This window comes from Deinococcus hopiensis KR-140 (assembly GCF_900176165.1).
GTDB classification, from domain to species: domain Bacteria; phylum Deinococcota; class Deinococci; order Deinococcales; family Deinococcaceae; genus Deinococcus; species Deinococcus hopiensis.
This window is the reverse complement of record NZ_FWWU01000010.1, coordinates 163,134-186,078: the sequence shown is the minus strand read 5'-3', so window position 1 is coordinate 186,078 and position 22,945 is coordinate 163,134. Positions and strand designations below refer to the sequence as shown.

At 63.4% G+C, this 22,945-nt stretch carries 20 protein-coding genes and 2 pseudogenes; 9 read left to right on the top strand and 13 right to left on the bottom strand.

The genetic code is table 11. From position 1 onward, the window contains the following. Positions 1-398 precede the first annotated feature (398 nt). Complete coding sequence (locus B9A95_RS29515) at positions 399-1,238, top strand: MOSC domain-containing protein (protein WP_212648419.1); 840 nt, start codon at positions 399-401, stop codon at positions 1,236-1,238. A 424-nt stretch (positions 1,239-1,662) separates the two neighbouring features. Here B9A95_RS29515 and B9A95_RS29510 read toward each other — a convergent pair whose 3' ends face one another. After that, positions 1,663-2,196: a dihydrofolate reductase family protein gene (locus B9A95_RS29510; RefSeq protein WP_084051183.1), complete on the bottom strand. Its 534-nt coding sequence runs from the start codon at positions 2,194-2,196 to the stop codon at positions 1,663-1,665. Between the two features lie 52 nt (positions 2,197-2,248). On the opposite strand from B9A95_RS29510, the pseudogene B9A95_RS37395 reads away from it, so the two are divergent. Continuing rightward, positions 2,249-2,449 (top strand): annotated as a pseudogene (locus tag B9A95_RS37395) (TetR family transcriptional regulator); the annotation flags it as partial. Positions 2,450-2,614: 165 nt separating this feature from the next. Here B9A95_RS37395 and B9A95_RS37390 read toward each other — a convergent pair. Next, the gene (locus B9A95_RS37390; protein ID WP_425429988.1) at positions 2,615-3,412 is read right to left on the bottom strand and encodes a hypothetical protein; all 798 of its coding nucleotides are present in this window, start codon (positions 3,410-3,412) and stop codon (positions 2,615-2,617) included. Then, positions 3,307-4,371, bottom strand: coding sequence for a recombinase family protein (locus B9A95_RS34840; protein ID WP_212648417.1), 1,065 nt, complete (start codon positions 4,369-4,371; stop codon positions 3,307-3,309). The genes B9A95_RS37390 and B9A95_RS34840 overlap by 106 nt, the downstream gene beginning before the upstream one ends. Before the next feature lie 398 nt (positions 4,372-4,769). On the opposite strand from B9A95_RS34840, the gene B9A95_RS29490 reads away from it, so the two are divergent. After that, positions 4,770-5,060 (top strand): hypothetical protein, encoded by a 291-nt coding sequence (locus tag B9A95_RS29490; RefSeq protein WP_084051181.1) that lies wholly within the window; start codon positions 4,770-4,772, stop codon positions 5,058-5,060. Beyond that, positions 5,057-7,174, top strand: a complete 2,118-nt coding sequence (locus tag B9A95_RS29485) for a molybdopterin-dependent oxidoreductase (protein ID WP_084051180.1) — start codon at positions 5,057-5,059, stop codon at positions 7,172-7,174. Before B9A95_RS29490 ends, B9A95_RS29485 begins: the two co-directional genes overlap by 4 nt. A gap of 354 nt (positions 7,175-7,528) precedes the next feature. Here the strand turns inward: B9A95_RS29485 and B9A95_RS37385 are convergent, their stop codons facing one another. Beyond that, a complete protein-coding gene (locus tag B9A95_RS37385) occupies positions 7,529-7,816 on the bottom strand; it encodes a transposase (protein ID WP_425429987.1) in 288 nt (95 codons plus the stop codon). A 382-nt stretch (positions 7,817-8,198) separates the two neighbouring features. Here B9A95_RS37385 and B9A95_RS29475 point away from each other — a divergent pair, with 382 nt between their 5' ends. Beyond that, positions 8,199-8,486 (top strand): hypothetical protein, encoded by a 288-nt coding sequence (locus tag B9A95_RS29475; RefSeq protein WP_084051178.1) that lies wholly within the window; start codon positions 8,199-8,201, stop codon positions 8,484-8,486. Positions 8,487-9,443: 957 nt separating this feature from the next. Here the strand turns inward: B9A95_RS29475 and B9A95_RS29470 are convergent. From B9A95_RS29470 to B9A95_RS37380, 3 genes are all read right to left on the bottom strand, one after another. Then, complete coding sequence (locus B9A95_RS29470) at positions 9,444-10,559, bottom strand: hypothetical protein (RefSeq protein WP_084051177.1); 1,116 nt, start codon at positions 10,557-10,559, stop codon at positions 9,444-9,446. Positions 10,560-10,753: 194 nt separating this feature from the next. After that, positions 10,754-10,948 (bottom strand): hypothetical protein, encoded by a 195-nt coding sequence (locus tag B9A95_RS29465; protein WP_084051176.1) that lies wholly within the window; start codon positions 10,946-10,948, stop codon positions 10,754-10,756. 90 nt (positions 10,949-11,038) lie between these two features. Then, positions 11,039-11,206 carry a tyrosine-type recombinase/integrase gene (locus tag B9A95_RS37380; RefSeq protein ID WP_425429986.1) on the bottom strand — a complete coding sequence of 56 codons (168 nt, stop codon included), beginning with the start codon at positions 11,204-11,206 and terminating at the stop codon, positions 11,039-11,041. 1,314 nt (positions 11,207-12,520) lie between these two features. Here B9A95_RS37380 and B9A95_RS29455 point away from each other — a divergent pair. The 3 genes and pseudogenes from B9A95_RS29455 to B9A95_RS29440 all read left to right on the top strand — a co-directional run. Continuing rightward, positions 12,521-12,982 (top strand): annotated as a pseudogene (locus B9A95_RS29455) (ParA family protein); the annotation flags it as partial. Positions 12,983-13,137: 155 nt separating this feature from the next. Continuing rightward, on the top strand, positions 13,138-13,587 hold the full coding sequence (locus B9A95_RS29450) for a hypothetical protein (RefSeq protein ID WP_084051174.1): 450 nt from the start codon (positions 13,138-13,140) through the stop codon (positions 13,585-13,587). 1,231 nt (positions 13,588-14,818) lie between these two features. Then, complete coding sequence (locus B9A95_RS29440) at positions 14,819-15,238, top strand: hypothetical protein (protein WP_139807148.1); 420 nt, start codon at positions 14,819-14,821, stop codon at positions 15,236-15,238. A 794-nt stretch (positions 15,239-16,032) separates the two neighbouring features. On the opposite strand, the gene B9A95_RS29435 is transcribed toward B9A95_RS29440, so the two are convergent. Further along, positions 16,033-16,686, bottom strand: a complete 654-nt coding sequence (locus B9A95_RS29435) for a helix-turn-helix domain-containing protein (RefSeq protein ID WP_245808577.1) — start codon at positions 16,684-16,686, stop codon at positions 16,033-16,035. 30 nt (positions 16,687-16,716) lie between these two features. On the opposite strand from B9A95_RS29435, the gene B9A95_RS29430 reads away from it, so the two are divergent. Then, positions 16,717-17,832, top strand: a complete 1,116-nt coding sequence (locus B9A95_RS29430) for an alpha/beta hydrolase family protein (protein WP_084051171.1) — start codon at positions 16,717-16,719, stop codon at positions 17,830-17,832. A gap of 293 nt (positions 17,833-18,125) precedes the next feature. On the opposite strand, the gene B9A95_RS29425 is transcribed toward B9A95_RS29430, so the two are convergent. The 5 genes from B9A95_RS29425 to B9A95_RS29405 all read right to left on the bottom strand — a co-directional run bounded on the left by B9A95_RS29425 (position 18,126) and on the right by B9A95_RS29405 (position 22,933). Next, on the bottom strand, positions 18,126-19,118 hold the full coding sequence (locus tag B9A95_RS29425; protein ID WP_084051170.1) for a Gfo/Idh/MocA family protein: 993 nt from the start codon (positions 19,116-19,118) through the stop codon (positions 18,126-18,128). Between the two features lie 314 nt (positions 19,119-19,432). Then, positions 19,433-20,200 (bottom strand): ABC transporter substrate-binding protein, encoded by a 768-nt coding sequence (locus B9A95_RS29420; RefSeq protein ID WP_084051169.1) that lies wholly within the window; start codon positions 20,198-20,200, stop codon positions 19,433-19,435. Between the two features lie 36 nt (positions 20,201-20,236). Beyond that, positions 20,237-21,070 (bottom strand): PfkB family carbohydrate kinase, encoded by an 834-nt coding sequence (locus tag B9A95_RS29415; RefSeq protein WP_084051168.1) that lies wholly within the window; start codon positions 21,068-21,070, stop codon positions 20,237-20,239. A 1-nt stretch (position 21,071) separates the two neighbouring features. Then, complete coding sequence (locus B9A95_RS29410) at positions 21,072-22,112, bottom strand: SIS domain-containing protein (RefSeq protein ID WP_084051167.1); 1,041 nt, start codon at positions 22,110-22,112, stop codon at positions 21,072-21,074. A 68-nt stretch (positions 22,113-22,180) separates the two neighbouring features. Beyond that, positions 22,181-22,933: a GntR family transcriptional regulator gene (locus B9A95_RS29405; protein WP_084051166.1), complete on the bottom strand. Its 753-nt coding sequence runs from the start codon at positions 22,931-22,933 to the stop codon at positions 22,181-22,183. Between the last annotated feature and the right edge of the window lie 12 nt (positions 22,934-22,945).

Here is a 22,945-nt window from a genome sequence, read left to right as displayed (position 1 = left end):
GTCAAGTTTGGGGGAAGGCCACTTTTGCGGCGCCAGGAGGGGTTCCAGCAAGCCTCTGGTACCTGTTCGTCAAGTTTGGGGGAAGTCGGAACAAGGTTCGTCAAGTTTGGGGGAAACGCCCGTCAAGTTTGGGGGAAACCCCCGATTCTCTTCGTCAAGTTTGGGGGAAATCTTCGTCAAGTTTGGGGGAAATAAGGACCTCTAGAATAGAAAAACTATGTCCTGGACGCGAAGTGGTCTCTAAATTCGGGGGACAATGATGAAGTGATGATTCTTTTTCTTTTTTAAAAGATCATCTTAAAAGCGAGTCAGCCCCTACGCCTCCTGCTCCCCGGGCCCCGCTGCTGGGTGGGAGGAGGGGCCCGCAGTTGCGAGACTTCCCCTAGACTGTCCGTCCCGTGTCCCGTTCAGACGCTTCTCCCCCGCCTGAAATCCACGTCAGCAGCCTGTGGATCTATCCCCTCAAGTCCGCTGCTGGAATTGCCCTGTCCACCGTTGCCCTGACGGACCGGGGCCTCAGCCTCGACCGGCGTTGGATGCTCATCGATGCTGACGGCGAAGCCCTCACCCAGCGTGAATCCCCAACTCTACGTCTCGTCACGCCAGCCCTTCACCCCTCCGAATTGACCTTCTCTGCACCGGGCATGCCTCAACTTACGGTGGACCTTGATCCTGACGGCCCACCTGTTCAGGCCACCATGTGGAAGCGCCCCGTCTCTGTGGTTCTGGCGTCACCCTGGGCAAGCACCTGGTTCTCTACCTTCTTGCAACGGCCCTGCACCCTGGTCTATCAACCGGACACATCCCACCGCCACCGGGGGCCACCGATGAACGGGGTCCTCCTGAACCTCTCGGACGGCAATCCGGTCCATCTGATTGGCGAAGCGTCACTGGACGACCTGAATACCCGTCTGGCACAGCCGGTGGAAGCTTGGCGCTTCCGCCCAAACATCGTCGTGCGGGGAAGCGCAGCGTATGCGGAGGATTACTGGCAGCGGATACGTATCGGGGACATTGACTTCAAGGTCGTGGAAAGTTGCGCACGGTGCAGCGTCGTCAACGTCGGTGAACAGGGAAAGAGATCCGGGACAGTGTTGAAGGCCCTCGCTTCCTACCGGCAGAGGGGGAAAGCGATTCCGTTTGGACAGCATTTGGAACACCAGCAGCTCGGGCGCTTCGCAGTGGGGGACGCGGTGCAGGTGTTGCAGCAGGGAGACTCTCCCAACCCGGTGAACTGACCACATACAGATGAAGACCGCAACTGCTCGGCAGTGGGGGCGTCACGCGCGGCGACAAAGCTCGAGCACCCAGACACCGCTCGCGTTGAAGACCAGGCCTCATACGCTTTCCGGATCATCCGTTATGTCCCCTCTGCTGCGGAGCTTTGCAAGTCCGCTCCGGTGATTCCACCGCCTCTGTGTCACCGTTTTTTCTGCTCGCTCCGCTCGGGTTGATCAGGGATGAAATCCCTGATCAACCCGAATCCTTCCCCGCACCTGTTCATAGCGTTTCTCCCGTCGTTTGAGGGAGAGGCGACTGGGCTGTTGCTTTGGGCGGTTGACCTTTGCCCACGTGCCGGGCCCGTCCTGGCGAGTGCTTTTGCAGAACGAGTGTTGGCAAAGTGCGTGGGTCTCCTCACTTCCTCACCTGAAAGGACGGTGGTCAACGCCCCCATGCCCGGTAAGTTGCCTGAAACAGACCACTTGGAAAGACACGGCTGTTCGTTAAAGTCCAGCGTTGTTCAGGGAGTCCGCGGTCAAACAGGGCGATTCCAGAACCCAGGATGACCGGAACCCACGAAAGCGTCAGGTCGCTGACGAGTCCCCTTTGCAGTCCTTGACGAACAACGTTTCCGCCGTCGAGGTAGACGTGCTGATGTCCCTCTCGTCCAAGTCGTTCAATCAGGTATTCCAGTGGGCCTTCAAATGCTTCCTCACCGTGTTCCGGTTCGAGCCTCCGGTGCGTAAGGACCACGACCCGCTTTCCAACGAAGGGCCAGCTAGGGAATGTGAGGGCAACGTCGTATGTTTGACGGCCCATCACGAGGACGTCAATGGATGACATGAGGGTGGTATAGCCCGTGTCCTCAGGAGGATCTGTCTGTACGAGACTGAGCCAATCGAGGGTGTGATCCTCACGGGCAAGGTAGCCATCGAGGCTGAGACCGAGAAATACCGTGACGCGGGGTAGGGTCATCCAGTCCTCCTTAATTCTGCACCGTAGAAATATTACACAACAGGCAGGCACAATGAAAGGCATGACGCACCCACCAGCAAAGCGGGGACGCGGCCGTCCAAGGCGAGGTCAAGGACTGACGGAGCGCGCCATCATTGACGCGGCCCTTGTTCTGCTGGAAGCCGACCGGTCCACGTTCTCTATGCGCGCCGTGGCCCGAGCGCTCAACACAGACGTCATGGCGGTCTACCACCACTTCCCCACAAAACAGGCTTTGCTCGGTGCGGCAGTCTCGGCGGCCTTTGCCCCCTTGGAGGAGAGCGACTCCCCCTTCGGTCCCCCGGAGAACTTGTCTGTGTACCTCCAGGCGCTTTCTGAGCTGTACCTGGGCGTTGTGCGCCGATTCCCTGGTCTCACGCTCGAGATCGCGTCAGGACGTTTACCTGCAGGACCTGCCGAGCTGCACTTCGACGCGTTGTTCGCTCAAGTCGTCCAACCGCTGCATCTCGAACAGGAAGACCAACGAAAGGCGGGACATGTTCTCGTCGACTACCTCCACGGCTTTGCATTGGGAAGAACAGAGGACGACGCCTGGCGCTTTGGCGTTCATCTTCTGGCTCAAGGGCTTCTTCACCGTATCCAGGGCCCTCCGCAAAACGCCAGCCGAAGCTGCAACTCGACCCGAGCCGAGGTATCTCAGCCCCGCACTGGCCACGTTCCAGCGCCGAAGAAAAGCCAATAGTGTCTCCTCAGGCCGTCTAGACGGGGCACGAGAGAAACGGTCGCCTTCACCACATGGCTGCAGTGCACCCGCAAAAGGGTGCGCCCTACCATGCTCCACGTCGACAGCCTCGCAGGGAAAGGGTTCGACTGGGCTTGCGGCCGTCCGCATCTCGCGGGTCAACCCGCCTTTCGGCACCTGTAAGCGCCGTTCCGGTAGGGTGGCGGTCCGTGTGTCTGACATGCGGCGGATGTGCCCCGTCGGGACGGGCAGGCTCGCAAAGAGCTCCACCGGTTCGTGCAACACCGTACGGATCCGTTTGGGCCGGTCCTTCGGGTGGGAGATGGCGGCTTTGCCGAGCAAGGCCCTCCTGGCGATATTCACCACCGCCATGACGTCGCGTCCACCGCTCAATCCACACCCTGGACAGGCGGCGGAGCGGTACCCCTCGGGTCCTTCCAAGGCAGCACCCCACCCGGCGCAGCGGGCGGACGTGCCCCTGTGCGGAACTTGCACCACCTCGGTGCCAGACCAGGCGGCCAGCTGTTGCGCAGCAGGTGTGGACCTGACTGGGCGCTGCGGTTGTTCTGAAAGGCAGCTCGACCCCGAGTATCCAGATCACGTAAATCCTTGAAGGCCAGCAGGGAAGCCCCGGTGCGCCGGGCCACGTCGACGAGGTGGTTCGCGGTGTGCCGGGCCAGGTCCAGGTTCATCTGGGTGCGTTTACGGGACAGGTGTGGGAGCTGGACTTCGGGGGTCTGGTGTTTGGCCTTGAGCGCCTCGTCTGCTTGATCGTCAGCGCAGCCGTGCAGTCCAAGGAGGGCGTCCAGATGCTCAGCATTCCACCATGACGGGGAGGTGAGGTTGCTCACCTCCTGCATGTCCAGGAAAAACTCCCAACGTTTCTCGAACATCGCCAGCGGCACTTCAGTGCCGTTGTCGTCCTCAGGAGGCGCCTGTGTGGTGTTGAGGTGCGTTTTGCGTTGATTCACCTGCGAGCTCAGGCGATAGAAGCGTCCAGCGAACGGCGCGAGCAGCGACGTGAAGTCTGGCACCAGCTCCTCGTGCAGCGTGACGTCACCTTTGTCATTGAGCATTTCCACAGTGACGCCGGATAAGGCCAGGCAGCGTTCCAGAGACCGCACCCTGAAGCGGGCCAGACGGTCTTGGTGCGTCACGCCAACCACAGCGAACTTCCCTTCAGCAGCGTCACTCAGAAAGGCATTCAGACCCTTGCGGCGTTTGTTGAGCCCACTGGCCTGATCGGTGTAGACCCGCGGGAGGGGGCCGGTGGACGAAGCCCGGAGGGTCTGTTGCTGATGGACCAGCCTGCTGGCCTGATCTTCACTGCCGGAGGTGCGGCAGTACAGCGCTTCAACCCGTGGTTTCGGAGCGTCCTGGGTGGGGGCATCCCGAGGTGGGCATCGAGATCGGCAGGCCGGAAGATCCGCTGGCCAGAGGGGGTAATGAAACACGGAAGGCGTCCCTGGTCGGCGGCGAGGCGCACGCCGACCAGAGACATGTTCAGTAGCGGGCCGCCTCACCGGTGCGCAACCGCTCTGAAGTTGTCGCAGGAACTGGAGCCATACAACAGAAACGATAAGAGAGAGAATCGACTGTTAACCCCCCTATTCAGAAGGGAAAGGGAGGGCATTTTCCTGCTTGCGCCCAGCTGAGACCCTTTCAACCCACGGGGCACGCGCGCTGATCGCGCTCACCGAGCGCCGCGCCCGTCAGGTATGGTGCCGAACGGTCTTCCGGGGGCACTCTTCAGGGTGCCCCCGGAAGACCTCAGCTCAAAACCGTATGGGGCTCCCCGAACCGATGTAAGCTTAAACCGAGTTCAAATTCAAGTTTCGCTCCCGGAGTACCCATGTACGATGCCGTCCGCGCGCCGCTGATCCGGTCCGTTCACTTCGCCGCCGGACATACCGGCAGCACCCCGACCGACCTCCGGTACGGCCGCGCGGCCGCGGTGCTGCCCGGGGCTCCCCGCCTCCTTGACCACGTCGGGATGCAGCACGCTGCCCGGTTCGACGTCGCCGAACGCGCCGAGAACCTGCGGGGGGCACAAGGCCGCGGCCTCCTCCGAAGGGCACGTCCCGCACTCCCGCTGACCAGCGACGTATTGTGGAGACGTTCCCCCATCAGGAGGCCGACATGACCGCCCCATCCGGACCGACCATCCATTACCGCGCCTGCAACCTGTGCGAGGCCATCTGCGGCCTGAAGATTACCGTTGAGGACGGGCGCGTCACCGACATCCGCGGCGATGAGCACGACCCGCTCTCGCGCGGCCACCTCTGCCCGAAGGGCAGCGCCCTCGCGGACCTGCACGCCGACCCGGACCGCCTTACGAAGCCCGTGCGCCGCGAGGGCGACGCCTGGGTCGAGATGGAGTGGGAAGAGGCCCTCAACCTCGTCGCCGCTCGCCTGCGCGAGGTGCAAGAACAGCACGGCCGCGACGCTGTCGCCGTCTACCAGGGCAACCCAAGCGTTCACAATTCCGGTACGCTCCTCAGTGCGGGCGGCGTGTGGCGCGCCCTCGGGACGCGCAACCGCTTCTCCGCGACGAGCGTGGACCAGCTTCCGCACCACCTCGCCGCCCTGTTCATGTTCGGGCACCCCCTCCTGATGCCGATTCCGGATGTGGACCGCACCGACTACCTCCTGATGCTCGGCGCAAACCCGCTCGCCTCCAATGGCAGCATCCTCACCGCGCCTGGCATGCGTGGGCGTCTCAAGGCGATTCGGGCGCGCGGCGGGCGCGTTGTGCTGCTCGACCCGCGCCGCACCGAGACGGCCGACCTCGCCGACCACCTCTTCATCCGCCCCGGGACCGACGCCTTCTTCCTTCTCGGGGTGCTGCACACTGTCTTCGAGGAGGGTCTCGCGCGCCCGGGACGCGTCGCCGGGTTTGCCGACGGCCTCGGCGCCCTGCGCGCCGCGAGCGCCGACTTCTCCCCTGAGGTGACCGCCGCCACGACCGGCGTCCCCGCCGAGGTCACGCGTGAAATCGCCCGCGGATTTGCCCGCGCCGAGCGCGCCGTCGCCTACGGCCGGATGGGCCTGAGTACCCAGGCCTTTGGCGGGCTGTGCCAGTGGCTCCTCAACGCCCTGAACGCCGCGACCGGCAACCTCGACCGCGAGGGCGGCATGATGTTCCCCCTGCCCGCCTTCGATCTCCTCACGCGCGCCAAGAAAGGCGAGGTGCCCTTCGGCCGCTTCGCGAGCCGCGTGCGCGGCCTCCCCGAGTTTGACGGCGAACTGCCCACCGCGGCGCTCGCCGAGGAGATGGAGACGCCCGGAGAAGGGCAGATCCGCGCGCTTGTGACGAGTTGCGGCAACCCCGTACTGTCCACCCCGAACGGCGTGCGCCTCAACGCGGCGCTCGCCGGGCTCGATTTCATGGTGTCGGTCGACATCTACGTCAACGAGACGACCCGGCACGCGCACGTCATCCTGCCGCCTACAACCGGTCTGGAGACCGAGCACTACGACGTGATCTTCCACCACTTCGCCGTGCGCGACACCGCGCGCCTCAACGCCCCCGTCTTCGCGGCCGCCGCGCACCAGCGGCATGACTGGCAGATCTTCGAGGGCCTACGCGCCCGACTGGCCGGGGAGCCGGGCGAGAAGAGGCACTCCACGCCCGCCGCGCGCCTCGACCTCGGACTGCGGCACGGCCCGCGCCGCGTAAGCCTCGACGACGTACGCGCCGCGCCGCACGGGCTCGACTTTGGCCCGATGGCGCCCCGCCTGCCCGAACGTCTCCTTACCGCGAATGGCCGCGCTGACCTCGCGCCCGCCTTTTTCCTCTCCGACCTGCCGCGCCTGCGCGCCGCCCTTGGGGAGGAGCCCGGCGGCTTCGTCCTTATCGGGCGGCGCGGCCTGCGTGACAACAACTCGTGGATGCACAACGCCCCGCGCCTCGCGCGCGGCCCGGACCGCTGCACCCTGCACGTTCACCCCGATGACGCCGCCCGCATCGGCGCGAAGGACGGCGACCGCGTGGAGGTCGAGTCGCGCGTCGGGCGAATTACCGTGCCCGTACAGGTCACGCCAAACGTCATGCCGGGCGTCGTCAGCCTCCCCCACGGCTACGGCCACGGCCGCTCCGGCGTGAGGCTCCGGGTGGCACGCCAACGGGCAGGCGCGAGCGTCAACGACCTCACCGACGAGACGCGCCTTGATGTCCTCACCGGCAACGCCGCCGTGAACGGCGTCCCCGTGACCGTGCGCCTCGCGGCGCCCATCGCGGAAACGGCCGCTGACTGATCACGCCGCTCAGCCGACACAGCGGTTCGTGCTCCGGGACGCCCTACAGCATTTGTCAAAAAGAAGTTCCCTTTTTGACCGAGCAGGGCGAGTGAAAGTGAACGATCATCGGGGAGAATGGAACCGTGAGGGGCGCCCTTCCACTCGCGGCGGAATTCAGATAAATACTTTAAAGCCTGGTCGCCCAGTACGGGCAGGCGGTTCGGTCTAATGAGAATCTTGACCTTGCGGCTTAGGGCGTTTGCCAAAAGGAGGACTTCTTTTTGACCGAGCAGGGCGAACTTGAATGCGCATGGAGGAGAATGGTGCCGTGAGGAATGCCCTTCCACGCGCGGCCCAATTCGGACAAATGCTCTAGACCCCCTTTTCCCCACTGGGGCTTTGACCATGCGCCCGTCGGCGGCTTGCCCCATTCCCAATCGGTGCCCAACTCCGGGTCGTCCTCTTCGAGGACGGTGGCCCACGCCGCGCGGAAACTTCTCCCCAGGCGCACAACCGCCCATAGACCGTGGATTTCGGGCTGTTTCTGCGGGGGAGCTGACTCCACGGACTGCCGGGTTCAGGCCAGGGGATGAGGCCGCTGAAGACCGAGCGGGCGTCCGGTCTGGGACGCCCGCTCTTTTTCCTGGGTGTGTTGATCACCAGCACGGGGATCAGACGCAGCCTGTCCGGTACCTCCCACGACCCGATTTTGATGCCCTTGCGTCCTCATTGGCTTATGGGAGAACAGCATCTTCCGGAGAGGTTCTTGCCAGAAGGAGCAGGGGTCTTTTACGATCTCGAATGTCTTTCCTGTGGACTCAAGGAGGTTTCCCCGACAACCACCGATACGGGCAGGGTAATGAGTATGTCTGAGGCTGGTGGATTCACCAGGTAATGTACTCCTTGAGATCCCAGGGCCTCTTGATCAGCCTACCCTCCCGTACCGGCTGTATACCCCGACCACAGCGCCGACAACCAGCAAACTGCCGCTCATGATTCACCTCCACGGCTCAGGCGAAGCGGGCACCGACAACGAAAACAGATGCTCCAGGGAACCCGGTACGGTCCGCAGCACTTCACCCTTCCCGAAAACCAGCAGTTGCAAGCGGCGTACGTACTGGCCCCACAGACTCCCGTGGAGATCCACTGGGTCAGTACCGGTATTCCGGAGTACAACCTGGATACCACCCCTGAAACGGTATCTATGACGGCCCTGATCGCGTTGCTCTCCCAGCTCCTACAGGTTCATCCAGACATTGATCCGGACCGGGTGTATCTCGTTGGACTCTCACGGGGCTGGAAAGGGGTATGGAACGCAATCACGAAATAGCCAGATCTGTTCGCGGCCGCCGTACCAATCAGCGGCTCCGGCAGCCCAGCGCATGGGGGGCGCCTCAGGAACCTCGCCATTTGGGCATTCCACGCCCCGGACGACCGTACAACCAAAGTGGAGTACACCCGCAATATGGTTGACGCCATCTTTCGTGCTGGTGGACAGACCCGCCTGCTGAGGTACACCGAGGTGGAATACGGTGACCATCAGGCCGAGTGGGACACGGCCTACAAGAACAGCGAAGTCTTCCGCTGGCTCATCAAATGGCGACGTTGCTCAACAGCCAACTTTCCAGGGCGTCGCGTCCACTTGCCCTCCACCGCTGCGTTTTGCGTCGATGACTCGGTGGATACTGGTACTCCGTTGACTGGCGGGAACCTGATGGATGGCGCCCGTGTTTCTGGGGTCAGCGCGGTACGCAAAGAGTGGGAATCCCCCGTGTTCTTCGCCAGCAGTTACAGACTCAACGGAGTACCAATACGTGGGCATACGCATCTGGCTCCCTCCAGGGTAAAAGTCAGGTGCGGTTGACGGCGTGGGCCTTTGATCCTCCTGGTCTCCCACAACTCATAGTTTGCGGTCCTCATTCTTAGGTTTTGGCGGAGAGTAAGGACAGCTCGGCTTCGTCCGCTTTAACCCTCCCTGCCGTTTTGCAAAAGGATCAACCACTGACGTATACCGCGGCGGCACACAATGCTGCGGTTCAGGGGACGACCGCTTTGGTTGCCGTTGAGATGTCCATTTCCGCTTCAGACTCCTTGGGAGAGCTCTGGCATAAGGATTTCGGTTCATCCGTAATGAAATAACGGATGAACCCGAGCGGAGGTGCAACGCTGCGCAGCAGGGCGAGCGGGAAAAACGGTGACATAGAGGCGTGGAATTGCCGGAGCGGAGGATCCGGAAACCGGTTCAGAGGCGGAGACGATGCTGGAAACGCCCGGGAAATCCACGTGTTCATCGTGGACGGGTGACCAGCCGCTGGGCAGGTCCTGCGTGGGACGAACCGGCAGACGTGGCTGCGCCGAAATTTCTCTGTAACTTGCGGCGCGTCGCCTCCGCCAGCGCTTTGAAATCCACCAGTCCCGCCTCAATGTTCTCCACCGTCACCTCGATGGGCTTGGTCGGTGCAGGACGCGGTACAGGCGCCGGGAGGAGGCGGTACAGGGCGACTTCCCGGCAGAGCGCCTCATACGCCGCGTCCACCCTCAGGACCTGAACATCAGGATGCAGCTGGCGGATCAGCAGATACTCCAGCCACGACGGCTCCCGGCGCTCGAAGACCGGCAGCACGCCGCTTCCGAACACCCGGCTGTACGCTCGCCACGCCGCTGCCAAGGAGCCGTTTGGCCAGTGCGCAATCTCGGGATGATGTGCCCGCAGCTTCTGCAGGTCCCCCTGAGGCAGGGCCCGGCGCCCATACCGCTCTGCACTCAGCAGGAGGGCCGGGCGCACGAGGTCGTACAGTCCCCTCGCAAAGCAGGTGACGCGTCCCTGGGTTTCCCAACGCTGTAAGAGCCGCCGGGCTTTGTGCTGCTCACCTGCAGACCGCGTTCCATACACGGCGTCCGCGAGGCGTTCGGCGGTCATCGGCCAGGCGGCTTGCCTCGCCAACGCCCAGTCCACGTCCACGGACTTCGCTTTGGGTTCTGACGCCGGGGTGGCGTTGGGCCGCTCACCCGCTGTGAACCGGGGCAGGTACTCGAAAAGCGCATGGACCGTTCCAAAAGGGTGCGCAGCGCCCGCTGGATGTGCCTCCAGGTACCGCTGGGCATCCACCAGTCGGATCATCATGGGCGTCCCTTTTCCCTGGCCTGTTCGTCGCCTGCACTCAATCTGCTCCTGTTGTACCCAGCGTTTCAGCTCGGTCTTGTTTGCCCCGCACAAGCAGACCATATCGGGCAGGCTGACCCAGGTGTGCTGCTCGGCGCGTGTGCCGTACAGGTGCTCGGCGGCCTCGTTGAGGCTGCAGCCGAGTTCTTCAGCCGCAAACGCTGGACCGATCGGTCCGTAGACGCGTTGTAATTGACGGAGGTGTTCCTCTACCGAGAGAGGGCAGGAAGGGTTGAACATCAAATCTCCATCTGGGCGTGAGAAGTAAGGTGCGAATGACGCTCCCCGGCCTCTTGCGAGTACGGCAGGAACGCGCTGGAGACCTTTGGCTGGTCACAGCATACAGACAACCGCGCTACTCACCCATACGCGCCGTGCGTGGAGGCCGCGCCGAGTCGGTGGGGCTGAAAGTGGAAGGGTGTAACGTGTGAGGTTCAGGGGATGGGAACGCATTGTGCGCGTTCGTAGAGGGCGGAGAGGCTTTCGCGTTCAACACTTTTGTGCAGGAAGAGGGCAGCGGGAAGTTGATCTGGGGCCGGCTTAAGGCCTTGCGCTCCGAGGGTCGCAGCGGTGGCGAGGTGCGGTGGGTGGATTTGCTCGTACTTTGGAATGTCTCGCTTTTTGCTCATGGGTGGTGCTCCTACGCCCGCTTCGGCCGTGTGCTGGGTCAAGTAGGATAGCGTAGGAACGTGAGGTCACAGGGTGTTGGCAAAGGAACTTTACCATCCTGCCAATTTACAGCGCGGCCCATCGTCACTCCACTTGGCGTAGATGTGCGCAGTTTTCAGAGCGAGGTGCCCAAGACGTCCCGAGACATTGTTGAGGGAGGCCCCTTCCCGCATCAAACGGGTGCCTGCAGTGCGCCGAAGGGCGTGATGGACCTTTATAGGAAAGGTTTGCCGGGGTACAGAGCCGTTGCAAGCGTTCGACTGCGGCTGGGGAACTGCTCCCCATCGCCAGCCCTCCTTTCTTTACAATGAGCAGCGGTGCTGAGGGTTTCTCCGAACACGCCCCTTCTCTGTTTGCCACCTTTGCCGTACTTGACGAGCGAGTCCCTCGTTTCCAAGCTCACTTCATCCCCGCCAACGCTGCGCTGATGCGACGTCGCCTGTGCGCGCACAGCAGGACGAGGGCGCGCATCCGAGGCTCGGCGGCTCCCCAGGCAACTGGTGAACTTCAGCGTCACTGGGGGGAGACCGCTTATCCCACGCCGCAGTGTTGTCCCTCATGTGCTTTGCGGGACCATCCGCTCCGGCAATTGCGCGCCGCTGGGTCACCGTTTTTCCCGCCCGCTCCGCCTGGGTGGGCCCCTCGGTTTACAATGGACTCGCCGGCATCCTTGTCCGGTCCGCAGTTTTGACCGTGCGTCGAAAACGGACGCTGTCCCTGTGCTGGCGAGCAGCAGATTTACAGTCTGTATAGAGCTGTACCCCAGCAATTTCGCCGTGACCCACTTGTAGGCCTTCAGGGTGCGGGGGCTGGTGGCCGCGTCCCGTTTGCCCCAGCACCACCGCCCACCTGGTCAGAGATTTCGCTGACGTCCGGGAAACCCGGATACCGGCGCCACCGCCGGGACCACCCGCGCCGGTGACCTCCGGTTGACGGAGGCACCGCGTGGCGCGACAAGGGGGTGCGCCGCGCGGTATACCCCTGGTGTGCGGTGAGCCAGGCGTCCGGGAGAGGGCGCTGCCGGACGCGTCGGGTGCAGCCACGCTGTCATTCTGGCAGGGGCGGCCACGCCACTTTACGGCGTCTTGCCGCCAGGGCTTTTCGCCCGCGCTGCCCGCTTCCTCACCAAGACGCCCTTGGTCGCTGACGCCTTGACGCGCAGCGGGGCGCCTCCCCGCTGCCGCTCGGTCCTTCAGCGCCTGACGCAGCTGCCTCTGCCGAACAAAGACCGCTCAGGTCTTCTCCCCTCCCCTGCTCGCCCATCGCCGCAGGAAGCAGGTTGCAGTCAACTTCAGGAGGCTGGGAGTGTCTACGGTGGAACGCGCACACAGCACCTGGGCGCCAACACCCACACCGTGGCCTTCGTACACGGGTGGACAACGCCCGTGGTTTCACCTTGGTCGCCTGTACCGCGTGCTCCACGTTGCGTCATGTGAACCTGAAATCCTGAAAACTTGAAAACAGGTTTTCTTGAAAGATGGAAAGGAGGAAAAAGGGATAACGGGAAAACCAGATTTCAGTACACTGTAGGTGTGTACCAGATTGCGATTGCCAATGACAAAGGGGGCGTGGGAAAAACCACGACCGCCGTGAACCTCGCCAGCCTCCTGGCCCAGAAAGGACAGACGATCCTGATTGATGCAGACGAAAAGACCGCGGGGGCGAGTGAGTACGCAGCGGCGGGTCCAGGGTTGCCGTGTACCGTGATCACCATTGAGAATCTGGACGCAGCGGACCTCAGTCCGTACAGCTTCGTCCTGCTGGATACGAAGGCCGGGGAGGAGACGGGGGACCTGCTGCAGCTTGCCGAGCGCGTGGACCTGTTGATCGTTCCCACGAAGCCGGACGCCCTGTCGTTGCGGGCCCTGGTCCGGACCCTGACGCCCCTGATCGAGCACGACGTCACGAACTACCGGGTGCTGCTGACGGACGTGCCTCCCGCGCCGAGCACGGACGGGCATGAGGCGCGGAGTTCTCTGATGGATGCGGGCGTTCCCCTCTTCACCAAGGACATTAGGCGCGCCGCGGCCTTTGCCAAGGCCGCGCTCGCTGGCTTCCCGGTGGGGGACATCAAGGGAGACCGGTATGCGAAGCTCGCGCATATGGACTACGAGCTGGTGATGAAGGAAATCCTGAAAGGAGCGAAGGCGTGACGAAGGGTGGGAAATTTGGGGGTGCCCTCGGTGCCCTGGCCAAAGCCAAAGCGCCGAGGGCCGCAGCCGGAGAGGCCTCTTCTGTGCCAGATTCCCCGATTTCAGGAAATCAGGAAAACCCGAATGCGGGATCTCCCGAAAACCCGATTTCGGGAGATCAGGAAACCCAGGCTTCTGGGCAACCGCAGGCGGCCGGGTTGCAGGCATCAGAAATCCTGCTTTCAGGAAATCGGGATATCCTGTCTTCGGGAAATCATGAAAAGCAGAAATCGGGGAAGCAGGGAAGCCAGGAGGGGGACCCGCCCCAACGCCCTCAACGGGAAAAGTATTCCACCATTCTCGACTCTGGACTTGTCACCCAGCTGAAGATGTACGCCGTTCAGAACCGGATGAAGGACAGTCAGGTGGTTGAGGCCGCGCTGCGCGCCTACTTACGCAACGGCTAGAGGGAAGGAGCAGGCTGCAAGCAGGGCAGGCGGAGCACCACGGCCCGGTCTGCGCGGCCTCTGGGCCCAGGCTGCGTCTCCAAAGCTTCTTTATTGCATGATTCCTGAATTCGGTTTTACCTGAATTCAGGACTTTTATACGGTGTTGGGCGGGGCCTCCACCTCGGTTCGCCGCGAGGGTAGGGGAGAGGACAGCGAGAAGCGCTTGAGGACGGGGGAAGAACGTTTCCAAAACCTCGTCCATCGCCGTTGCCTTGATCACCTTCACGCCCGCCGTACTGCCAGAGCCACGAATTCAAGAAAACATGATTTCAGGAATTCATAATTTCAAGAAAGACTGATTTCAAGAAATCATGAAGCGTAAGCGCGGCTCCCGCCTCGCCCCAGTGTGTTCCCTGAACCCTATGGGAGGCGGTGGTCCGTTGCTGCATCCTGCTCACCATGCCGGAGCGGCCATCACCGTGGGCGGGAGGGCACGAAGGAGACCGGGGCGTGGCGAGGCCTGAAGCAGAACGTGCCCCGGTCATGAGGGCCACTGTGCGGATCAGTGAGTCGTTCGGCGACGCGCTCAACGTGGCCCTGCTGGTGTGAGGACCTGCCCACCGGTACCGCAGGCAAACGCTGGCGTGACCATGGGACCGTGGCGGGAGAAGCGCTGCAGCGCTCCGTGGGGCCTGGGGATGAGCAAGATCAGCGGAAGTCTCGCGGCCCTCAGGCCGCCGGGTGAGGGCGAGAGGGAAGAGGAACCGAACGGAGCTAAACCCTGCCATTGCCGTCACCCCCAAGGTGCAGGCGCCGGGCGCTCCCATCCACGGGAGACAGGGCAAGACGCTCGCCGGCCGGTTTCACCTCATCCGGCACCGTGAACTGACCCACGCCCTCCCTGACGCCCCGGACGGGGTAAGCGTACGGTGCGTGAACGCCGGTAAAGCGCTTAAACCGGCGGTGAGCGTGGCCCGGCGGCATTGTGGAGCGCACGCGCTCCGGCTTCAGGAGATTGTGGCGGTTCAGCGGACAGGATAAGGCTCGGAACGTTCTCCCAAGCGGCCCAGCAGCGATCAAGTGAAGGCGCAGAGCCGGGCGAACATGACGTTCAGCCCGCCGGACTCAACAACCTTCGGGATGTCCGCCGGGGCCCTGGCCCTCCACCCCACGCCACCTGCGTCTCAAACGGTAAATATCTGCTCAGCCCTTGCTCAAGTGCGGCAAGGGGTACGGGGTAACGTAGGGAATGCGTTCTTTCCGCATCCCCAAGCAGCGGTTGCCCGACCACTTGAAACACCTCCGCCAAGGTCCATCGGGAAGGAGCAACCCGGATTCCACCCTGGGCACCCCGGAACGTACCCATCACGTGGTCGGTGCGCCTGCGACAGGCGGTTCTGACCGCCTCAGCGAGTTGTTGCCCCTGATCCTGCGGGCCATGGTGGACGAGAGGGGAGACCACCCACCGGAGGAGCCCATGGTCGTCAGGCAGGCTGAGATTCTGGCGGCCCTGGCTCCCTACCACCGGCCGAAAAGCCGATTTGAGGGGCTCATGATGCGGAAATTGGTGGGGGAGGGTTACCTCAAGCCGCGTGGAGCGCGCGATAAGTCGGGCTTGAGCGACGCGTACGAGATCACGCAAAAAGGGAAGAACCTGCTGGCAGGGTGAAGTGCCCTTTGAAGCCAAAGACCCTGCGGAGCCAAGAAGTACGGCAGAACGGGCAAGAAGGGCGGGAGCTGAAAGTGTCTCGCCCTTTTCCTTGTCTTTGATCAATCCACCGGTCCTGCACCTCTCCACGGCAGGCAGAAACAGTCCTCTCAAAGGAGGACGCACGTAAGAACCGCTACGAGCACACTGACGCGCGGCGGAGAAAGATATAAACCATGACCTGGCAGTCGCTGAATTCGGCTGCAACCAAGGGAACTTCGCCGCCACCTGGAACAGGGGGACGTTGCCCTTGGGCCCGGCTGGTACAGGTCGTACCAGCTGCAGCGCCGCAACACGCCGCGCCGTGGGCGGCTGTCTCCAGCCATGCCGCGGCCGGCTTCGGCCGCCCAAGACCGCGGCCAGCTTCGGAGTCCGGTTCAGGGTTCTCACCGACGGCCGCGAAAAGGGCTTGCCGGACGCTGTGGTGTTTGAGACGAAACGGAGGCGGCTCCTGAAGCGGCTGGAGCGCGAGGACAAGCTTCAACTGCTGCGCACCGGGGTCACGCAGGAAGAGCGGCGGCGTGAAGGTCCGGCAGTACCCCGCCTCCCGAAGCTCCGCCTGAGGTGGAGTAGACGCCTCCACGGTGCGTCCCCGCGCGCAGGAAAAACGGTAACGGAACGGAGGGGACGGCGCGGATGATCCGCCAACCCCATGACGCGTGTTTACAAGGGAGCCCCGCTTTCCAACCTACGGCTGGCCGCGGGCCGGAAGCCTCTACATTACTGGGTCCAGCTTTTGGAGGGCATTCCAGACGTCAATGTTCCCCGTTATCCGGCGTGAGGAAGACGCCCAGGAGGTAGGTGTCCCCTTTGGCCTGACGGTTCAGGTAGGGCCTGACCACGGCCATCAGCTCGCGTTGCAGCGCGCGTGCCTCGGCGCGCGGCAGAGTCAAGAGGTTCCAACCCGACAGCACCAGCGGCGAGGCGTCGTCCAACGGGTTCCAGCTGTGGCCATCGACCGTGGCGAGGTCGTAAAAGGTTTCGCCGGACGGCAGGGCGCGGGTCAGGGCCCCCCACGGGCCATGCAGGTCACGGCGCATCGTTCGGGCGAACTGGCGCTCGAAGCGCTGGAGGTGCGCGCTGCGGTTGTGCTGCCCGATCTGCTCCAGCGGGCGCACCGAGAACGGGGTGAAGAACGCGGCGGGTGCCCGGTAGTAGCGTAGCGCCCGGCCAGGACGGGCCTCGCGCCGCGTTTCGCGCAGCAGACCCAGGCCCACGAAGCGCGCGACGGCTTTGTAGGTGGCCGTGACACTCAGTCCCAGGTGCGCCGCCACTTGCGACACGGTCCGCTCCTGCCCCATGAAGGGCGCGAGCAGCCGCAACTGTTCGCGGTCGGTCACCACCTCGGCACGGCGCTCATCCGTCAAGATTTCGACGTCTTGCTCGCTACTTCCGTGACGGTCTGTCATGGAAAGCAGGGTATAACCTACGCTGAACCCATGAAGACGCTTCTGTCTGCCCTGCTGCTGTCTGCGCTTCTCACATCGGCCCGCGCGGGCGCGGCGGTCATCACCCGGCCCTTGACGCTGGACTTTGCCGGCACACCCGCACGGGCCGAACTGGTGCTGCCGGACGAGGCCGTGAAGGCTCCGCTGGTGCTGTTGATCCAGGGCACCGGCCCCGAGGACATGAACGGGAGTTTTCCCGGATACGGTGGCGACGTGGTGAAGGGGTCGCTGGGAACGCTGGCCCACACGCTGGCCGCGCAGGGCTTTGCCGTTATGCGGTTTGACAAGCGTGGCGCCGCCGCCGCCTTCGACCCCCAGACCGCCCAAGCGGCCCAGGCCGCGTACGCCCAGCGGACCATGCGTGACCTGCTCGCCGATGCCCACACCGCCTTAAACGCCGCCAGGGCGCAGCTGGGAGTAGACGCGTCACGCGTCTACATCTACGGTTGGAGCGAGGGCAGCGTCGTCGCGGCGTCCCTCGCGCTGGAGGTGGGGGCCCGCGGGCTGATCGTGCAGGGGCCAGTGGTGAACAGTTTCGCCGCCACCTTCACCCGGCAGTTCGAGCGGGTCGGCCTTCCCTACCTCACGCGCTACGCCCGGAACGGCAAACTCGGGCTGGCGGACTTGATGGCGTCCTTCCAGGGGGACGGCAGCCCCATGGCAAAGATGCAGGGACAGCTGCTGTTCGACCGCACGAGCACCCTTGCCAGGCCTGTCCTGAGCACCTTCTTGGACAACAACCATGATGGGCTGATTGACCTGTTGGGTGAGGCCCTTCCGGCCATCGCGGCGTATGACAGCGCCGCTGTACTGCAAAGTCCCATGTACGCGCCAGCGACGTCCCTGCCGCCCCTGGGCACACTCGCACCGCAGCTGACGCTGCCTGTACTGATCCTGCAGGGTGCGGTGGACGCGAACATCGACCCTGCGGACGCCCAGGCGCTCGATACGGCGCTGGCAAAGGCCGGGAACACCGATCACACCCTGAAGGTTTACGCAGGCCTGGGGCACAGCCTGGGAAGGGCCACGAGCGTCACGCAAGACTATTTTGCACCCATGGCGCCGGAACCGGTCAATGACCTCGCGGCGTGGCTCAAGCGGCACTGAGGACGGCGCCGCGCGTCCAAATGGCCCGGCGGTGCCGATCCTTTGCCCTGGCCACACTGGCCCGCGCATGGAGGGCTGCGCTTCCAGGACTTGGCCGACGTATCGGTCACGTTACCCACAGCGTCCTTCTGCGGCCGCCAGCACGTTTTTCGGCGGCATCTCCTTGAACCAGATCAGCTTCAACTGACCCGGTCCACCCAGGGCGTCAAGCGCTTCTGACGCTCGCGCCTGCGAATGCATCCTGAAGGCGCGTCATGGGCCCTCCCCCCCCCTTCTGTACAGCTGCTGGGCAGTCACCTGCTTTTCCCGTTGGGCTGAGAGAAGCGTTGCTCCCGTTCGCGCATGAGGGTGTCAAGCTGGTCTTGTGCGGCCTGCAGGGCCCACATCGCCGGACGCACCGAGCGTGCCGATACCGCTGGTTCCCGTTGCTCCCGTATGGCAGCGAAGAATTCTGCGTCCTGTTCCAGGATCGGACGCCTTTGATGAGCGAGCGCCAGATGGCCCTGCCTGGACTGGATCCCGTGTTCGGTGAGGAGCAGGGCGTCTTCCTTCCCCATAAGCAGGTAGTCGTGAAACGGGAGATGCGCGTTGTAAGACAAGGCCAGCGTCGCAATCTGATCTTGCGGGGTACGGAGCGAGATGGTCAGGTCCATCGGAATGCGCAGTGGTCCGCTGGGCGGCGCCACCTGCGAGACAGCGCTCTGGGCCTCCGTTCCCAGGAGCCACAACGCCAAGTCGACCGAGTGACAGGCGTGATGCCACAAGAGATTGTCGGTCCAGTCTCGGCGATGACCTTTCCAGTTCACCGTGTCGCGCCGTAAAAACAGATGGCGACCAACGAGGGAATGCGGCTGCAGTTCTCCCGCCACGACCTGCTGCCGGGCCTTCTGACTGGAAGGCCAGTAGCGCTGGGTGTGGCCCACCATCAGGCGCCGGTCCATCTCGTGAGCCACCGCAATCAGCCGGTCGGTCTCAGCGAGGGACAGAGCGAGCGGAATCTCGCACAGCACGTGCTTTCCCGCGCGCAGGCAACGCTCGGTCTGGGCAGCGTGATGCTCGCTGGGGGAACAGATGATGACGGCGTCGATTTGAGGAGTGCCCAGGAGCGCGTCGAGATCGGTGGTGGCGTGAACTGCGCCATGACCGCGGGCAAAAGACTCCACCGCCTCGCGTTGGGGTCCCATAACCGTGTGGAGCGTGAGGTCCGGACGGCTTTCCTGCAACTCGTGGATCGCCTGGGCGTGGTCTTCCGCAATGGACCCAGAGCCGAGGAGAGCGACGTTCATGGTGGGGAGTGTAGTCGAGTTTCCACGCGGGAACAGCAGCTTCGGCGCACTTGCCGAGTCAGCGCGCCGCTTCAGCGAGGATCCGGCATCCGTGTGCCGGTCCCCGCGAGGTCTTGCCGCCGCTTGTCGGCCGAATGCTGCTTCCCCAACGGGCCAAAACGCAAGGCCATACGGACATCCGCGGCAACACGCTCCGATGGACCAGCCGGAAACGCTGCACGAGGGGGGTTCGGGGATAAGGAGCACGGGTGGGTCTCACCCCAGGGCGTGCAAGCGTGGCCTCACGGCTAAACCCCAGGGTCAGCGCCCGCCCCTTATTTGCAGCGGACGTCTTGCCCGAAGTACGACTGGCTCAGCTTGGCATAGGTGCCGTTTTTCATGAGGGTGGCCAGGGCATTGTTCACAGCAGTCAGGAGTTCAGCGTTGTTCTTCTGAACGGCCATCCCTATTCGCTCGGGGAAAATGACGTCCCCGAGTTGCAGTTTGCCCGGAAGGGTCTTGCTGACGTCGATGGCGTTGAACCGGTCGAGCACCATGGCGTCCGCACGTTTGGTCAAGACGGCGGTGAGTTGGTCGTTGGTGGTGGGGAGGGTCTTGATGTCTTTGAGGCCGGGAAGCCGCTGTGCGTATTGCAGGTACGAGGTGTTCACGCCGAGAGACACCACTTTGCCCTGAAGGTCTGCGGTGGTTTTGGGCCCTCCAGGTGTTGAAACCAGCACCCCTCCGCTGCAGTAATGCGGTGTGCTGAACGCCACGGCCTTGAGGCGTTCGGGAGTAATGCCGTGCGAAGCGATCACCAGGTCATATTTGTTCTGCTGTAGGCCGATCAGCAAACTCTCAAAGACAATGGTGGTCCATACGGGCTTCACGCCGAGTTCTTTGGCTATGGCGTTGCCAAGGTCCACCTCGAAGCCGGTGAGCGTCTTGCCCTTGAAGTAGTTGAAGGGCCGGTAATTCCCTTCCGTGGCGAGATGAAGCACACCCGACTGCTTGATCGCGGCCAGCGTGCTGGCTCCCGCAGTCGAGGAAACGACGCCAGTGAGGGCCAGTAAGGCCCAGCGTTGAAGCAGGGTTCGGTTCATACGTCCTCCTCGGGGTTCGGTCCAGACGCTGGAGTGCTACACGGTGGGCGGGGTTTCGGCCGGCGTATAGGGTGTGCCGTAACCAAATGCACCGTGGGTCGCACAGTTTTTTGCTGCCTCCTGTGCGGCGGCGTGCAGGGTAGAACCCAGCCCGTCTCCCGAAATCCAAGTGTTCAGGAAGCCGGCGATAAAGGCGTCACCTGCGCCGAGGGTGTCGACCACCGTGGTCGGTACGATCTGTCCGCGGTGCACCCCGCGGTCCGTGATTGCGAGCGCACCCTGCTCACCGCGGGTCATGACGACGATCTCCGTTCCCAGGGATATCATCCGCTGCGCGAGCGCCACGCAGGCTTCCTCAGGCTGGTGGGACGCGGAGAAGAACGCCACGTCCAGCATGGGGGCGAGTGCCGCGCTGGAGTCGGCGGTCCATTCTGAGGAAAAATCGAACGAAAGGCGTGGTGCAGCGTCTCGAATCTGAGGAAGCAAGGGCTCAAGGCCGCTGTAGGCGCTCGTGTGCACGACCTCATGCCGGGCGATAAAGGCGAAATCCTGGTCTGTGAGTTGCCAGGTCGTGGAGACGCCGGCGTCGCTGCCTTCAAATATCCGGTCGTTGTTGCGGTGGCGGACCTTCGACCACGACGTCTGGCCCTGCACCATTCGGGTGTGGGCGGTCTCCACCCCTTCCTGACGCAAGGCGCGCAGGATCAGGTGACCTGGAGGGTCGTCGCCCAAAACGCCGAGGTAGCTGGCAGGGTGTCCCAGACGGGCGGTGAGCACAGCAACGTTGACCGTATTGCCACCGGGGTACATCACGTTTTGGTCGACGTACAGGTCGGCGGTGTTGTCGCCGAGTCCGAGCAGGCGGCGCATCCTAGTACTCGGTGACCCACATGTAGCGGCGGGTGTCCAAGTGGTGGCCGTGGCGTTCAGAAAGGTGCTCAGCGAAGCGGTTGAGGGCTGCTTGAAGCACGAAGGGCCCGACGATGGGCCGGATGGCCGGATCCACGCCCGTCATGGGGTAGTCGAGGGTGTCGTAGACCATCAGGCGGGCCGAGTACTTCTGGCAGAACGTCAGGGCCCGCTCTACCAGTGGACGGCTGGGATCCTCTCCCAGGAGGAGCACGACGGGGGTCTGGGCATCCAGAATCTCGAATGGTCCATGAAACCATTCGGCGGCTTCAATGGGAATGCTGTGCATCCACTGCATCTCCATCAGCATGCACACGCCGAACACGTAGGCGGTGGCGAACATGGGGCCACCCGCGAGGTGATAGAGAATGCGGTCGTGCTCGTAGGTGCGTGCGTCCTGCTCAGCACGCCGGTCATTCAACTCAGCGCTTTCCACCAGAACACCGGGCAGTGCATCGAGCGAGCGCAAGAGTGGCTCCAGGAGCGGCCACCCGTCTCTGGCCTGCAAGAGGCTCCCGATCAGGGCCTGCAACACGATGAACATTCCAGTGTGCGCCTGTTCGGTCTCACCCATCAGGAGGGAGCGCTGCGAGGCGCGGGCCAGGGGGGCCTGTTCAGTACCCGTCACGGCCAGGGTAAGGCAGGGCTTATCCTTTAGAAATTCGGCTGCCTGAACTGTCTCCGGGGTGGTGCCGGATTTAGAGCCCAGAACCACCAGCGTGCGTTCGTCGAGCCTGGGGGTGACGGTCATGAATTCTGCTGGGAAGTAGCGTTTGACCTCAAAGCTGGTGTGGGCGTGCGCCATCCAGTATTCCAGCGTCAGCATCACCCGGTTGGGTGCGCCGCAGCCGACGAGGTAGATCCGGTCAACCTGCGGCGCCAGCTCCTGACCGATGGCGACAGCCTGGTCCTTGGTCTGCAAAGCGCCCTGCAGACCCCCTACGATTCGCTGATGGTCGATGGGCGCGGCCCGAACACTCGGGCGCTCTGTCTGGCTGGTCATGTCTACTCCTTTGGTTCCTGGTATATACCAAGCCTGCGCGAGTGGCCCAGAAAAGTCAAGCGCTCCTCTCAACGACGCGTTCCTTCGCCAATATGAAACACCACGAATTGAGGGTGATTGACAGACTTCAAGTACTCAAAGGGGACCCCCACCTGGTCACGGACCACCGACCGGTAGAGCAGAACCGGATCGCCCGCCGCCAGGGAGAGCGTGGTCGCCTCCGCAGACGTGGCGTGCGACAAGCTGATGGTGCTGTCGCCCGTTCCTGCGTCGATGCCGTACCGTTCGAGCAGCACCTGGTACAGCGACTGGTTGCCGGCAAGGTCCTCGGCCGCCAAGGCCGGAACGCGGTCCGCAGGGAGGTAACTCGTCTCCAGGCAGAACGCCAGCCCATTGACCAGGCGCAGCCGGCGCAGCACCACGACGGGACTGCCCAGCGGGATCTCCAGCCTCTGGCTCACCTTGCTGGGTGCGGGAGAAATCTGAAACTCCAGCAGGCGTCCCCCGGCACGCCCCCCCTCGGCGTTGACCATCTGCGTAATGGAATGAAGCGTGGGGTCATTGAGCAGGCGGTTGACTTTCGGTGCGCTTACTCGCGTGCCCGCAGTGCTGTCGCGCTCCAGCAACCCCATGCGCACCAGATTGTCCATCGCTTTCCTGACCGTCATGCGGCTCACGCCCAGTTGCTCTGCCAGTTCTCTTTCCGAAGGGACCTTGTCGCCGGGCGCAAATTCGGTCCCCTCAATCATTTCCTGAAGCACCTGCTGCACCTGCAGGTAACGGGGAGCGGCGAGAGGGGAAGAACGGTCCAGACGCGTCATCCTGTTCAGGAT